This window comes from Paraburkholderia acidisoli, from assembly GCF_009789675.1.
In the GTDB taxonomy this organism is placed as follows: Bacteria; Pseudomonadota; Gammaproteobacteria; order Burkholderiales; family Burkholderiaceae; genus Paraburkholderia; species Paraburkholderia acidisoli.
On record NZ_CP046916.1, the window covers coordinates 15,228 to 29,410 of the forward strand.

Genomic DNA, 14,183 nt, shown 5'->3' on the forward strand with positions numbered 1-14,183 from the left:
GTCACGAAGGTTGCGCGAGTTCCGCCAGCCGGTCGGCGGTTTCCTGCGGATCGGCGTAGGCATCGGTGGGCTGGCACAGGAACGCGATGATCGCGTCGATCTTCGCGATGGCCTCGTCGGCGAGCGGATTCGAGCCCGCCTGATATTCGCCCACCTGCAACAGCATTTCCACGTCGCGATGCTGCGCGAGCAGCGAGCGCAGCCGCGTGGACGCCGCGAGGTAGTCGCGCGTCACCACTTGCGGCATCACGCGCGAGAGGCTGCCGAGCACGTCGATGGCAGGATAGCGGTTCTTCGCGGCAATCTCGCGCGAGAGAATCAAATGGCCGTCGAGCACGCCGCGCACTTCCTCGGCGATCGGGTCGCTGCCGCTCTCGTCTTCGGCAAGCACGGTGTAGAGCGCCGTGATCGAACCGGTTTCGCCCATGCCCGCGCGTTCGAGCAGGCGCGGCAACTCCGCGAAAATCGACGGCGGAAACCCGCGCCGCGCGGGCGGCTCGCCCGCCGCCAGCCCGATCTCGCGCCCGGCGCGCGCAAAGCGCGTGAGCGAATCCATCATCAGCAGCACGCGCTTGCCTTCGTCGCGAAAGTGCTCGGCGATCGCCGTGGCCACGTAGGCCGCCTTGGCGCGCTCGATCGACGACCGGTCCGAGGTCGCGCATACGATCACGGTGCGCGCCATGCCTTCCGGGCCCATGATCAGTTCGACGAATTCGCGCACTTCGCGCCCGCGCTCGCCAATCAGCGCGATCACGTTGACGTCGCATTGCGCGCCGCGCGCGAGCATGCCGAGCAAGGTGCTCTTGCCCACGCCCGCGGGCGCGAAAATGCCGATGCGCTGGCCCTCAGCGAAGGTGGTGAGCGCGTCGATCACGCGCACGCCCGTGGGCATCGGGTGTTCGATCATGCGGCGCGTCATGGGGCTGGGCGGATCGGCGAGAATCGGGCGGCGGCAGGCCTCGTCGATGTCGAGTTCGCCGAGTCCGTCGATGGGCTCGCCCAGACTGTCGATCACGCGCCCGAGCAGCGCGTCGCCCACTTTCACGCTCATCGGACGGCCGAGCCCGACCACGCGCGTGGCGCGCGAAACCTGTTCGAGCCGCGCGAACGGCGAAACCAGCGCGTAGTCGCGCGTGAAGCCGATCACTTCGCCGTGCTGGAGCAGCGTGCCGTCGGGCGCGCGCAGCTCGCAGAGTTCGCCGAGTTGCAGATCGAGGCCGCCCACCTTGATGAGCGTGCCGATCACTTCGAGGATCTTGCCGCTCTGGCGCACGCGCGTGCTCGCGCGCAATTCGCGGTCGATGGCGTCGGTGAGGCGCGTGAGGTCGGCCTGGGCGCGATCGGGCGCCGGGTCCGGCTCGCGCGGTGGGAAACGATCGGGCGCGTTCATGCGGCGGGTTCGGGTTCAAACGCGGGGTCAACCGCGGATTCAGAAGCGGGTTCAGAAGCGGGCCCGGCGGCGTCACGTGCCGCGGCGGCTTCGTGCGCCGCGTTCGGATCTTGCGGCGCGTGCGCCTCGTCGCGCACGGAGGCCTTCAACGCCCGCGCGATGGCCGCGCGCATGGTGCGCAACTGCGTGGTCACGCCCGCGTCCACGAGACCGAGATCGGACTCGCACAGGCAACTGCCAGGTGCGAGTTTCGCGTCGGCGACCACGCGCAGCGGCAGCGGCCGGCCGAGTTCGCGCCAGCGGCTGCCGAACGCCTCGAACGCGGCGCGCGCGTCGTCCAGATCGTCGGGATGCACGGCCACATGCAGATACGTCGAACCTTCCACGATACCGTCCACGGCCGCCAGCGCGCGCTCGAACAACGCGCCCGCGCGTTCGCTGCGCACGATCTGCTCGACCGCCATCGCCACGATCTCGGCCATGCGCGCGCGCATGGGTTCCTGCGCCGCGCGCGCCTCGCCGGCCGCGTGCGCGATGCCCGCGAGCCATTCGGCCGCGCCCTGCGCCACGCCTTCTTCGTAGCCGCGTTGCGCGGCCCGTTCGTAGTCGTCGCGTGCCGCTTCGATCAGCGCCTCGGCTTGCGCGCGCCCCGCTTCGACAATGCGCGCGGCTTCCGCGTGCGCCGCTTCGAGCCGCTGCTGCGCGTCGTGTTCCGCCTGCGCATAGGCGTCGCTCAATTCCACCAGCGCGCCGAAGGTCTCGCGCGGCACGATGTCGCCGTGCACGCCGAAGCGCGGCGCCGCGGTATCGACGGATGCTTCGTCATGACGGCTCAGCCAAATAACCATGCCCACTCCGGCAACAGTTCGGGAAGCTGCGCAATGAGCGCGCGCGTGCCGTTCGCATCGATCTCGCGCGGCACCTGCGCGACCCAGCGCGGCGCAATGGCGGGCGTGCGCGGCAAGGCGAGGCGCAATAGCGGGCACGCGGGTGCACGCGTGTCGCCGGCCACATCACCCGTGCCGCCCGCACCACGCCCATCGCGCTCGATCAGCGCGAGGCCTTCGAACGCGAGCGCATCGGCGTCCAGCGTGGCGAGCGGCGCCATCGCGAGACGCGCGATGTCGGGCGCGCTCGCGCGTTCTTGCGGCGTCTCGCGCGCGAGACGTTCGAGCGCCACGCCGGTCCATTCCTGCACGCTCGCGCGCGCCCGTTTATCGACGATCCGGCGCAGCTCCGCGCGGCGAAACCGCAGCGCCCGCAAGCGCAGCACGTTCAGCCCCGCCGACGCGGGCAGCGCGTCGAAGCACGCGGCATGCTGCGCGCGGCCGAGCGCGTCGAGATCGGGCAGCGCATAGCCCGCGTTGTCGATCAGCGCGAGTCCGCACGCGCCAGCGCGTTCGCGCGGAATCGCTCGCGCCAGCGCCACGGCCTCGGCTTCGGCGAGCCCGAGACCGTGCGCGAGCCACGCGGGATGCATCCACGCGAGCGCGTCGCGCGCGTTTCGCTCCCACGCGCGCAACGCTTGCGCGAGCCGCCTAGCGGGCGTCATCTGCGTGGAAAGCGGCGCGGACTGCGCGAATGCCGATGCGGACGCGGCGTACGACATCGGCTAACTCACGCTTGCTCGCCGCGCTTCTTGCGCAGCGACGTGAGATCGGCGAAACGGCCGCCCAGCACTTCCACGGCGGGCCGCAAGCCATCGGACAGGCGTTGCTTGAGCGTATGGCGGCGCACCAGCAGACCCACGCCCGCGGCGAGCGCGAGAGCCAGCGCCATGCCGCCGCCCGCGAGCCACGGCACGAGGCCGCGTGCGTTGTGCGTGGGCGCGATGCTCGCCACGTCGACGGGCTCCGCCGGAATGGCCGTCACGCTCACCTGATCGTACGACAGCCCCTCCACGCTATGCACCACGAGGTTCTTGATCTGCGGCGTGAGCGCGCCAATGTCGGATTCCGGCCGGTATTTGATGAACACCGCCGCCGAAGAAGGCTTCACGTGCTCGGCCAGCGGATCGTTGTTCGGCAGCACGATCTGCACGCGCGCGTAGAGCACGCCGTCGATGTTCGAAAGCGTGCCCGAGAGTTCCTGCGAGAGCCCGTAGATGAAGCGCACGCGCTCCTCGGTGGGCGTGGAAACGAGACCGTCCTTCTTGAACAGATTGCCGAGATCGTCGAAGCGGCTGTGCGGCAGGCCGCGCTGCGTGAGGATCTGCATGGCGCGCACCATGTCGGCGTCCTCCACTTCGAGCGTGAAGGTCTTGCCGCCGTCGGGCGTGGTCTTGTCGGCACGCACGCCATGCTCGATCAGCGCGACCGTCATCTCGTTGACGTCCTGCTCGCTGAGCTTCGCGTACAGCTCCTTCTTGCACGAGCAAAGCAGCGCGCAGATCGCACACAGCAGCACATGGCGCAGACGCAAGCGCGGCATCGTCACTGTCATGGCGCGCGTTACTGGTTCTTCATCAGCGTTTCCGCCGACGATTTCGACGACGACACCACGCTCATCTTCGCCTGGAAGTCGAACTGGACCTGGTACATCTCCATCGCGGCCCGCGCCGACTCGGCGATCACCTGCTTCACGTCCATGGTGCCGGCCTGCTGCGAGAACTCGGTGATGTGCGCCATGGCCTGTTGCGCCGCCACGTCGTGCGTGGCCACCATCTGCGTGAACACGCTCCCCTCGCTGCCGTTCGCGTTCGCGCTGGGCGGCGCGAGTTGGGGCGCGTCCATCATCGCCTGGAACTTTTGCGCGGCCGCTTCGTGCGCGGCGTCGTTGCCCGTTTCGTTCATGCCGGACAGCGCTTCGCCAATCATGTGATTGCTGATCGCGTCGTTCATCGCGGTGGTCTCCTCAGGCGCGCAGAAAGGCGAATTGCGCGTCGAACGCGACATCGGCTTTCGGGGTTTGCGGGGCAGTTTGCGTACAGCCGATGGCGTCCTGCTTGCGCGCTTCGGCTTCGCGCGCTTCCTCGGCGAGCGACTGGCACGACTCGGGAATCACGAACTCGCCGCCGCGATAGTCGCGCATGGCGTGCTGCAAATCCTCGCGCGCTTCGAGGGCGCGCACGAGCGCCAGCGTCTGCGCATTCGGGTTCGCCTCGAGCGCGCTATGCGCCCACTGGCGCCAGCCGGGCTCGCCGCGCGAGGCGAGGCAGTAGGCCATCATCGCCTTCGCGTAGGCGAAGTCGGGCGCCTGGTCGATCACGGCGCGCAGCGCGTGCGCCGCGTCGTCCCAACGGCCATGGACGATATGCAGCACGCCGTCGAGCATGCCGATCTCGGTGACCTTCGGGCGGAACACGCGCAGCGCGTCGAGCACGAGTTCGACGTCGAGCGTGTCGCCAACCGCCTTCGGGAAATGGGAGAACAGCGCGGCGGAGGCCGTCTCGATCAGACCGCACACGACCTCGTGGCTGCACTGGAGATAGGCGGGAAGCGCGCCGGCATCGGCGCCCTGGTCGGAACGGGTGAGCGGGCTCGCGCTGGACCGCGCGGACTGGCCTGGGAGCATGGCGTAAGACCTCCGGGTTGGGATGGCCGCGGCGCTTCACATCGTCGCTTCGCATCGTCGTCGAGCCACGTTCGAGCGGCGTTCGCCGGCTCGATCGTGCAGGAAGGCCGCGAATCGGGCGCCGCGCGGCACTCGTGAACCTTAGCAACGCCAACCGTGCGCGCTTTGCCGCCATGCGAAGCGGAACGCGCGCAAACGAAGCGGCGGCTTGGCGTCGCGCTTGCGGCAAATTTGTGGCGCATTCGCGGCGCATTTGTGGCAAGCCGATGTCGATGCCGCCCGCGGCGCGGCCCAACACGGCTTCGCCTGCGCGCTCGGCGCTTCGCCTCGCCGCGGCGCCCCGTCGTACCGCGCGCCTAACATCGAGCGAGCCTGTCACGGCAATACCGCGCGGGCGTCACGCCGCACGGCGCCCGCGCGGCGCCTTCCATCACCGCAACCGAGACCGCCAGCGCCCGCGATGAGCGACGAAAAGACCGAGCAGCCAACCGACAAAAAGCTGCGCGACGCGCGGCGCGACGGCGAAGTGTCGAAGAGCACCGACCTCGTCGACGGCGTGCTGCTCGCAGCCGGCGTGATCGCGCTCGCGGCGGGCGGCGGCGCGCTCGTGGATGCCGCGCGCTCCTCGCTGCAAATCGCGCTGCGCTTCGTGGGCGGCGATCACGACATGGTCACGCTCGCCGTGGCCTTGCAGCAGATCGGCTCGCGCGTGATCGGCGCCGTGGCCGTGCCGGTGGGCGTGGGCATGCTCGCCATCCTGCTCGCGCTCATGCCGCAGGTGGGCTTTCAGATTTCGATGAAGCCGGTCTCGTTCAACCTGCAGGCCGTGAGCCCGATGGCGGGCTTCAAGAAGATCTTCTCGGTGCGCGCGCTGATCGACCTCGCGAAGATGCTCATCAAGGGCGCGACCGTCGCGCTCGTCATGTGGCAGACCGTGAAAGGCTTGATGCCGATGGTGGTCGGCTCGCTCTATCAGCCCTTGCCCGAACTCGCGCGGCTCTTTTCGCAGATGGTGCTCAAGCTGTTCGGCGTGGCCGCCGTGGTGTTCGTGATCCTCGCCGCCGCCGACATCAAGCTGCAAAAGTGGCTCTTCATCCGCAGCAAGAAAATGAGCAAGGACGAAGTCAAGCGCGAGCACAAGCAGGACGAAGGCGACCCGATGATCAAGGGCGAGCGCCGCCGGCTCGCGCGCGAACTGGCCGCGAGCGCGCCGCGTGCGCGCGTGGGCGCGGCGAGCGTGATGGTGGTGAATCCCACGCATTACGCCGTGGCGATTCGCTACGCGCCCGCCGAAAACCCGCTGCCCGTGGTGATCGCCAAGGGTTACGACCTTGAAGCCGCCGCGCTGCGCCGCGAAGCGCAACTCGCCGACGTGCCCATCGTCGGCAATCCGCCCGTGGCGCGCGCGCTCTACAAAGTCGAGCTGGGCGCGCCCATTCCCGAGGAGCTGTTCGAAACGGTCGCGGCCATTCTGCGCTGGGTCGAATCGCTCGGCGGGAAGGCGAACACCGCCGCCAACGCTGTCACGTCCTAACCGAGGTCCGACGATGCTCAAGACGCTCAAACTGCCCGCAGGCGGCGAAATCGCGCTGCTCGCCTTGATTGTCGCGATGATCTCGCTGATGATCCTGCCGCTGCCCACGCTGCTCATCGACATCCTGCTGAGCTTCAATCTCGCCATCAGCGTGACGCTGTTGATGATCACGCTCTACGTGCCGAGCATCGTCTCGCTCTCCACGTTTCCCACGCTGCTGCTGTTCACCACGCTGTACCGGCTCTCGCTCAACATCGCCTCGACGAAATCCATTCTGCTGCACGCCGAGGCGGGCGACATCATCGACAGCTTCGGTCAGCTCGTGGTGGGCGGCAACCTCGTGGTGGGCATCGTGGTGTTCACGATCATCACCGTGGTGCAGTTCATCGTGATCGCCAAGGGCTCGGAGCGCGTGGCCGAAGTGGGCGCGCGTTTCACGCTGGACGCGCTGCCCGGCAAGCAGATGAGCATCGACGCCGACCTGCGCGCCAACAATCTCACGCCCGAGGAGGCGCGCCGCCGCCGCGCGACGCTCGCGCTCGAAAGCGCGCTGCACGGCGGCATGGACGGCGCGATGAAGTTCGTGAAAGGCGACGCCATTGCCGGGCTCATCATCACCGTGGTCAACATCGTGGCCGGGCTCGCGGTGGGCGTGGCGTATCACGGCATGACGGCGGGCGAGGCCGCGAACCGCTTCTCGATCCTCTCGATCGGCGACGCCATGGTCTCGCAGATTCCCTCGCTGCTGCTCTCGGTCGCGGCGGGCGTGATGATCACGCGCGTGGCCGACGAACGCGACGACAAACATCTCTCGCTCGGTGCGGAGATCGGCCGCCAGCTCACCGGCAACCCGCGCGCGCTGGTGTTCGCCTCGCTCATGCTGCTCGCGTTCGCCGCCGTGCCGGGCTTTCCGTGGCCGCTGTTTCTGCTGCTCTCGGGCGCGCTCGGCTTCACCGCGTATCGCCTGAGCAAACGCAAGCCCAATAGCGGCGCGCCCGTGAGCGAAAGCCTCCAGTCGATGCAGCGCGCGGGCGCGAAAACGGGGGCGCCCGCGATCCTGCCGCACGCGCCCGCCTTCGCCGCGCCGCTGGGCGTGCGGCTCGCGCCCGATCTGGTCGCGCGCATCAATCCCGCGGCGCTCGACCGCGCGTTCGAAAGCGAGCGCGCGCACTTGCAGGAAGAGCTGGGCGTGCCGTTCCCCGGCGTGACGATGTGGGTGTCCGACCGGCTCGAAGCGGCCACCTGCGAATTCCTCATGCACGACGTGCCGCAACTCACGCTGCGGCTCGAAGCGGGCAAGGTCGTGCTGCCCGACGTGGGCGCACAAGCGGCGGCTGCGGCGGCTGCGGCGGGAAATGCGGCGCCGCCGGCGGCTTCCGTGGATGGCGAAGCGAGCGCGAATTCCACCGCGCTCATCGAGCAATGCGACGTGGGTGTGCCGCTCGTCGCGAACGGCGCGGCCACTTACTGGATCGACGAAAAAGCCGCGCCCGCGAATGCGCGCGTGTGGCGCGCGGAACAACTGATCGCGCATGCGTCCGTCGCGCTGCTGCGGCAGAACGCGATGCAGTTCGTCGGCGTGCAGGAGGTGCAGTACATCCTCGAACAACTCGGCGCGGATTATCCGGGGCTCGTGGCGGAAGTGCAGAAGGTGCTGCCGCCGCAGCGGATCGCCGACGTCCTGCGCCGTCTGCTCGAAGAACAGGTGTCGATCCGCAACGCGCGCAACATCATGGAAAGCCTGATCGCGTGGGGCCCGAAGGAAAAGGACATGCTGATGCTCACGGAGTACGTGCGCGGCGACCTCTCGCGCTTTCTCGCGCATCGCGCGGCCAACGGCGCGAAGCAGTTGCCCGTGGTGCTGCTCGACGTGCCCGTGGAGCAGCACATTCGCCAGGCGATCAAGCAGACGCCCACCGGCAACTATCTCGCGCTGCCGCCCGACCAGGCGAAGTTCCTCGTGGAGAGCATTGCGTCGTATGCGGGCGCGGCGCCGCGCGCGGGCATCGCGCTGGTCACGTCGATGGACATTCGCCGCTACGTGCGCCGCATGATCGAGGCGCAGCTCGGCTGGCTCGCGGTGTATTCGTACCAGGAGCTGGGCGCGCATCTGGAGTTGCAGCCGCTCGGCCGCGTGACGATGTGAGCGCCGGGCGATGACGAAGCTGCACCGCCCCGCGCGCATCATCGCGCCGCTGCCCGGCGAGCAGGAAGGCGCGCCGCCGCCGCGCGCGCGTCGCGTGGACTACGCCGCGCTGCTGCGGCGCGCGCGCGTGCCGGACCCCGCTCACGACGACGCGCCCACGCACGACCGGCACGACCCGGACGACGAGGCCTTCGGCGCCCCCGAAGACGACGACGCGCGCCACGACACCGCGAGCGAGCGCGGCGGCAAGCCGCGCGAAGCCGCCATGGCGGAACGCATCGGGTCCGTGTGTTCGCCTATCGTCGATGCGGTGTATCGGCAGCAGGCGCGCTTCATCGACCTGACCGGTCGTATCGCGCGCGAAGTGGCCGCGTTCTGCGCTAATCGTGCGATCAGCGGCGCGGGCAACTGGGAGATGAGTCTCGCGCTCGACCCGCGCATTCTGCCCGCCACCACGCTGCATCTCGCGCTTTCGCCCCGCTGTTTGCAGCTTCGTTTCGAGACCCAGGACACGTCGAGCCGGCAGTTACTCTTGCAGCACACTCGCCTGCTCGAGCGCGAACTCACGACGCTGCTCGACGCGTGGGGCGAGCCGCGCGAACTCGATATCGGCATTCACTGACTCCGCTTCCTCACCCGCATTCACATCGCTCATGGCCCTTGCGTTCACCGACACCGTCTCGCCCGAATCGCCCCGCGCCGCGCCGCAGCGGCCGCGCGAGCCGAAGGGCGGCGCGCTGGCGCGCGGCCTCGCGCAGGTCAGCGCGGCGCAGGCGCAAGGCGCGCGCGTGCTGTTCGACGCGCGGCTCGACGCGCTCGCGGCACGCATCGGCGGCGTACAAACGTGGCACGCGGAACCCGCGGCCGCCACGCCGGCGGATTTCGCCGCGCCCGGCCGCATCGTGCTCGCGCATGTCGCGGGCACGCTCGCCATCGACATCGATCTGCAACGTTACCCCGCGCTACGCATCGCCGCGGCGGCGCAAGCCGCGCAACCGCTCCGGCAAGCCGTGGCGGCGGCCCTGCTCGCGCCGCTCGCCGAAGCGCTCACGGCCGCCGGTTGCGGCGCGTGGCGCGTGCAGAGCCTCGAAACGGGCGCGCCCCGCATCGACGACAAAGACTGTCTCGCCGCGCGCGTGAGCGTCACGTTCGCGGAGCATCGGCATGAAGCGCGCCTGCATGCGCATCCGGCCATGCTCGCGTTGTTCGCGCGCCGTCTTGAACAAACCGCCGTAGTCACGCCCGAACACGCGCCCGCGGCGAGTTGGCGCGTGCCGGGACGCATCGCCATCGGTGCGCGCCGCGTCGCCATTGCCGCGCTCGAAAAGCTGCGCCCCGGCGACGTGCTGCTGCGCACGATGCCCGCCGCGACCGAACGCGCGCTCGCCGAAGGCCGCGCGTTCGACGTGCGCGCCGCCTGGGGCACGGCGGGCCTCGTGCGGCTCGCCGCGCGCGCCCAACTCCACGAATCCACGCTCGCCATTACCGGAACTCCCACCATGAACGACGAAGCCCAGCAGGCCGACTACGACGCGGCGCCATCCGCCGATTTTTCCAGCGACATGCGGGGCGAACCGATCGAGATCGGCGAGCTCGATCTGCCGGTGCAGTTCGAACTGGACAGCGTGGCGCTGCCGCTCGCGCAACTCTCTTCGCTGCGGCCCGGCTACGTGATCGAGCTGGACACGCCCGTGACCGACGCGCAGATCCGTCTCGTCGCGCACGGCCAGACCATCGGTTACGGCGAACTGATCGCCGTAGCCGAGCATCTGGGCATTCGCATTGTCAGCATGGCGCACGGCGATGGTTCAGTTCGGTGACCTCACGGGGCTGCTGCTCGTCGTTCTGGCGATCAGCATTCTCCCGTTCGTGGCGATGGTGGTGACGTCCTACATGAAGATCGTGGTCGTGCTCGGGCTGCTGCGCAACGCGCTGGGCGTGCAGCAGGTACCGCCGAACATGGTGCTCAACGGCGTGGCGATCCTGGTCTCCGCGTACGTGATGGCGCCCGTGGCGATCGCGGCCACGCATAATCTGCAGGGCACCAACACGCAAGGCCAGTCGAGTTCGCAGGCGGTCATGGATGCGTTCAGCGCCGCGCGCGAGCCATTTCGCCAGTTCCTCGCCAATCACGCGAACGAACGCGAAAAGCGCTTCTTCCTGCGCTCGGCCTCGCTCGTGTGGCCCAAGGAACAGGCGAGCCAGCTGAAGGAAACCGACCTCTTCGTGCTCGCGCCGTCGTTCACGCTCAGCGAATTGACCGACGCGTTCAAGATCGGCTTTCTGCTCTACATCGCGTTCATCGTGGTGGATCTCATCATCGCGAACGTGCTGCTCGCCATGGGGCTGAACCAGGTGCAGCCCACCAACGTCGCGATCCCGTTCAAGCTGCTGCTGTTCGTGGTGATGGACGGCTGGTCCACGCTCATTCACGGACTCGTGCTGACCTACAAGTGAGGGACCGCTCATGGATCTCGATTCGCTCACCGGCGCCACGGCGCAAGGCATGCTGCTGTGTCTCTATTGCTCGCTGCCGGTCGTGATCGTCGCGGCGCTCGCGGGGCTCGCGGTGTCCTTCATCCAGGCGATCACGTCGATGCAGGACCAGACGCTGCCGCACGGCGTGAAGCTCATCGCGGTCGTGGTCACGATCATCATCGCGGGACCGTTCGCGGCGGCGGCCGTGCTGCACTTCGCGAACCAGATGATGCGCACCGCCCTGCCGATATGAGCGCACTCGCGGCTGCCGGGCTTCCCGCTTTCGCTGCGAACCGCCTGTGAGCGGCGTGGGCAACGCCGCGGCCGCCGCGCGCACCGAAGCGCTCGCGCAGACCGAGCGCACCCGCGAGGACCGCGCGCAGGACACGAAGCACGCCGACCACCAGGCTTCGCTGTATCGCGGGCAAACGACTTTCGCGCACGCGCACCAGGCGCACGCGAAACTGCTGGCCAACAAGGCCCGCGCGAACAAACTACGCGCGAAGCTCGCGCAGGCGCGCAAGCAGCAGGCCGCGAAACGCGGCAAGTTCGCCGCGCCGCGCAAGACCACCGCGCAGGCGCTGCGCCCCATCCGCATGCAGGCCACCTTGCTGCGCGGCATGCAGCCGCGCACGCACGGCCAGCGCGTGACGCGCGACGGCGGGCGCGGCGGACAAGGCGGCAGCGGCGGTCATGGCGGACAGGACGGCCAGCAGCGGCAAGGCCAGGGCCGCGGCCAACGCGACGGGCGCGACCGCCGCGACGGCGTGGCGCGCTTCGCGGAGCAGACGCGTGGCGTACCGACGCCCGGCGTAGCGACGGTCGCTTCCCCGGCAACGCGTGCCGCCCACGTCACGCAAGCCATGCAAGTCACCCAGGCCACGAATGCCGCGCAACCCGGCTCGCACCTGCCGGCGCACGCGGGCCACGACGCCCATGCTTTCGCCGATGCCTGCTGCGACGCGCTGCTGAATCTGCGCGCGCAACTCGCCGCGCAACCGCAAGCGAGCCTCGACACCGCCTTGCTGCATCTCGCGCGCGACGCGCTCGCCACGCGGCTCGCGCACGGCGCACTCGCGATGCCGGCCGAGGCGATGTTCGCGCGCCTCGCCGAATTATCGGCACAACGAAACGCTGCCGCGCAATCCCGAACGACCGCACCCGCACCGGCGCGCGCCGACTCGACCGATCGCCTCGGCCGCTTCCATTTGCTCGCGGGTCTGCATCTGCTGATGATGACGCGGCCGCTGCGCGAAAGCGCCGCCGCGCGCACGGACAGCACGCTGGCCGCGCTCGATCTGCGCACGCGCGCACGCGATGCGTGATGAAACGTACGCTTCGCGTGCCCGCTGCCCGCTTCGCGTCGCCGCCAGTTGGGCCCAATTACGCTCGCTACAGTGAAAGCATCGAAAGTGAGCGCCACGCGCAACACGATCCGCCATGAAACTGCTACGCATCCTCACGGGCCATCACGCCGGCGCGCAAGTGGTCCTCACGCCGGGCACGTACAGGATCGGCACCGACGACGATGCCGACATCCAGCTCACCGACTGGCGCGGCGCCGACGCGCGGCTCACGATGGACGAGAGCGGCGCGGTGTGCAGCGAACGGCTCGAAGCCGAGCCGCTCGCGCCAGCGGCTGACGACGCGCAAGGCGCGGAGGCCACGGCCAGCGCCGCGCCGCCCACGCTGGACCCGTGCAAGACCTGGATGATCGACTTCGTGCCGATGCAGTTCGACGACACGGTGTTGTGCATCGGCTGGGCCGACGCCGAATGGCCGAGCGATCTCGCGCTGCTCTCGACGCTGCTCAACGCGCCGGTGCAAGCGCAGCGCGAAGCCGAAGACGCGCAACGCGGCGCGCAGCGTGCGAGGCGCCGCCGCTATGCGGGCATCGCGGCCGCGTGCGTGGCCGTGAGCGTCGCGGCGGGCGGTATCGCGTTCGCGCTCACGACCAATGTGAGCCGCGCCGCGCTCGCGCCCGCCGACGTCCTGCTCGGCCAGCGCCTGAATCGCGAGTTGGCGCAGGCGCACCTGAGCGAACTGCACGCGGTGCCCGACGGTGTTGCCAACGGCGACGGCGCGCCGCGCGTGATCGCCACCGGCATGGTGCGCTCGGCGAGCGAGGACTACATCGCGCGCCAGCTGTTCGAGCGCATGAAGCCCGGCGTCGTCGCGCCGCGCTACGGCATTGCCGACGAAACCGCGCACGGTATCAGCGACGCGCTCGGCATGGACGGCGTGAAGGTGAGCTACGACGGCAATGGCGTGTACACGCTCTCGGGCGCGGTGGCCGACCGGCCGCGCGTGGAGGCGGCGCTCGCCCGCGTGCGCGGCGACTTCGGCAAGCGCGTGAAGACGATCCGCGTGGCGCTGACCGAGGTGAAGCCGAGCGCGCCGGCCACGGCCAAAGGCACGTATATCGCGCTCGTGTCGTCGGGCGACGTGCAGTACGCGCAAACGCCCGATGGCGTGAAGCATATCTACGTCGCACCGGATGCGGCGAGCGATGCCGAAGCGGCGTCCGCGCCGGTGGCCAATGCCGGTCAGAACACGGCGTCGGCGGTGGCATCGACATCGGCAGAAACAGCGACATCGACATCGACGAACGCCATGAACGACGCAGCACCCGCAACGAACGCAGCGACGAACGCAGCAATGAACGCAGCGACGAACGCAGCAACGAACGCCGCCGGCGCGCAAGCCGCGCCGCCGCCCCCGCCGAGCCAGGACGCCTTCGTGCCCCTGCCGCATTGAACCGGAGAAACCGCATGTACCAAGCGATCGAACGTCACGCCGACGACTTCAACAACCTCCAGGCGCTGCTCGCCGATCCCGCCGCGTTCGAGCGTCTCGTGGCGCTGGAGCGCGCGCTCAAGGAGAGCGCGCAGGCGGTGGGCGACGCCCAGGGTGGAACCGATCTCGACCGCAGCAATCGCGCGAAGATTTATCAGGGCTTGCTGGCCGCGAGCCGCGTGATCGCGCAACTGCGCGAGCAGGATCCGACGCAGCCGAACTGAGCGCGCGCTTTGCGCGCCGGACCGGCTTCATCCCATTTCGCGCTTTCGTGGCGCGGAAAACCACGGCGCGGGCAGCCTCGCTCCGCCGCGGTCTGCAAGGCG

Annotated in this window: 15 protein-coding genes; 9 read left to right on the forward strand and 6 right to left on the reverse strand. The window is 69.3% G+C overall.

Features of this window, described 5'->3' with window-relative positions; all coding sequences use genetic code 11:
• Position 1: 1 nt before the first annotated feature.
• The 6 genes from sctN to FAZ98_RS28670 are packed head-to-tail and all read right to left on the reverse strand — an operon-like array spanning position 2 to position 4,903.
• On the reverse strand, positions 2-1,390 hold the full coding sequence (gene sctN, locus FAZ98_RS28645; RefSeq protein WP_158956643.1) for a type III secretion system ATPase SctN: 1,389 nt from the start codon (positions 1,388-1,390) through the stop codon (positions 2-4).
• On the reverse strand, positions 1,387-2,238 hold the full coding sequence (gene sctL, locus FAZ98_RS28650; RefSeq protein ID WP_158956645.1) for a type III secretion system stator protein SctL: 852 nt from the start codon (positions 2,236-2,238) through the stop codon (positions 1,387-1,389). Before sctL ends, sctN begins: the two co-directional genes overlap by 4 nt.
• Positions 2,223-2,999, reverse strand: coding sequence for a type III secretion protein HrpB4 (locus FAZ98_RS28655; RefSeq protein WP_158956647.1), 777 nt, complete (start codon positions 2,997-2,999; stop codon positions 2,223-2,225). The genes sctL and FAZ98_RS28655 overlap by 16 nt, the downstream gene beginning before the upstream one ends.
• 8 nt (positions 3,000-3,007) lie before the next feature.
• Complete coding sequence (sctJ, locus tag FAZ98_RS28660; protein ID WP_158956649.1) at positions 3,008-3,832, reverse strand: type III secretion system inner membrane ring lipoprotein SctJ; 825 nt, start codon at positions 3,830-3,832, stop codon at positions 3,008-3,010.
• An 8-nt stretch (positions 3,833-3,840) separates the two neighbouring features.
• The gene (locus FAZ98_RS28665; protein WP_158956651.1) at positions 3,841-4,230 is read right to left on the reverse strand and encodes a type III secretion protein HrpB2; all 390 of its coding nucleotides are present in this window, start codon (positions 4,228-4,230) and stop codon (positions 3,841-3,843) included.
• Positions 4,231-4,243: 13 nt separating this feature from the next.
• Positions 4,244-4,903 (reverse strand): HrpB1 family type III secretion system apparatus protein, encoded by a 660-nt coding sequence (locus FAZ98_RS28670; RefSeq protein WP_158956653.1) that lies wholly within the window; start codon positions 4,901-4,903, stop codon positions 4,244-4,246.
• 460 nt (positions 4,904-5,363) lie between these two features.
• Between FAZ98_RS28670 and sctU the strand changes: the two genes are divergently transcribed.
• The 9 genes from sctU (at position 5,364) to FAZ98_RS28715 (ending at position 14,081) form a co-directional block, all read left to right on the forward strand.
• Positions 5,364-6,437: a type III secretion system export apparatus subunit SctU gene (gene sctU / locus FAZ98_RS28675; RefSeq protein WP_158956655.1), complete on the forward strand. Its 1,074-nt coding sequence runs from the start codon at positions 5,364-5,366 to the stop codon at positions 6,435-6,437.
• Positions 6,438-6,450: 13 nt separating this feature from the next.
• Complete coding sequence (sctV, locus tag FAZ98_RS28680) at positions 6,451-8,583, forward strand: type III secretion system export apparatus subunit SctV (RefSeq protein WP_158956656.1); 2,133 nt, start codon at positions 6,451-6,453, stop codon at positions 8,581-8,583.
• 10 nt (positions 8,584-8,593) lie between these two features.
• Entirely contained in the window at positions 8,594-9,205 is a 612-nt protein-coding gene (gene sctP / locus FAZ98_RS28685) for a type III secretion system protein SctP (RefSeq protein ID WP_158956658.1), read from the forward strand.
• A gap of 31 nt (positions 9,206-9,236) precedes the next feature.
• Positions 9,237-10,403, forward strand: coding sequence for a type III secretion system cytoplasmic ring protein SctQ (gene sctQ / locus FAZ98_RS28690; RefSeq protein WP_158956660.1), 1,167 nt, complete (start codon positions 9,237-9,239; stop codon positions 10,401-10,403).
• On the forward strand, positions 10,387-11,040 hold the full coding sequence (sctR, locus tag FAZ98_RS28695) for a type III secretion system export apparatus subunit SctR (protein WP_158956662.1): 654 nt from the start codon (positions 10,387-10,389) through the stop codon (positions 11,038-11,040). The genes sctQ and sctR overlap by 17 nt, the downstream gene beginning before the upstream one ends.
• 10 nt (positions 11,041-11,050) lie before the next feature.
• Entirely contained in the window at positions 11,051-11,314 is a 264-nt protein-coding gene (sctS, locus tag FAZ98_RS28700) for a type III secretion system export apparatus subunit SctS (protein WP_158956664.1), read from the forward strand.
• 46 nt (positions 11,315-11,360) lie between these two features.
• Positions 11,361-12,386, forward strand: a complete 1,026-nt coding sequence (locus FAZ98_RS35480; RefSeq protein WP_199272476.1) for a hypothetical protein — start codon at positions 11,361-11,363, stop codon at positions 12,384-12,386.
• 115 nt (positions 12,387-12,501) lie between these two features.
• Positions 12,502-13,818, forward strand: a complete 1,317-nt coding sequence (locus FAZ98_RS28710) for a secretion protein (RefSeq protein ID WP_158956666.1) — start codon at positions 12,502-12,504, stop codon at positions 13,816-13,818.
• 14 nt (positions 13,819-13,832) lie between these two features.
• A complete protein-coding gene (locus FAZ98_RS28715) occupies positions 13,833-14,081 on the forward strand; it encodes a type III secretion protein (protein ID WP_158956668.1) in 249 nt (82 codons plus the stop codon).
• Positions 14,082-14,183 lie beyond the last annotated feature (102 nt).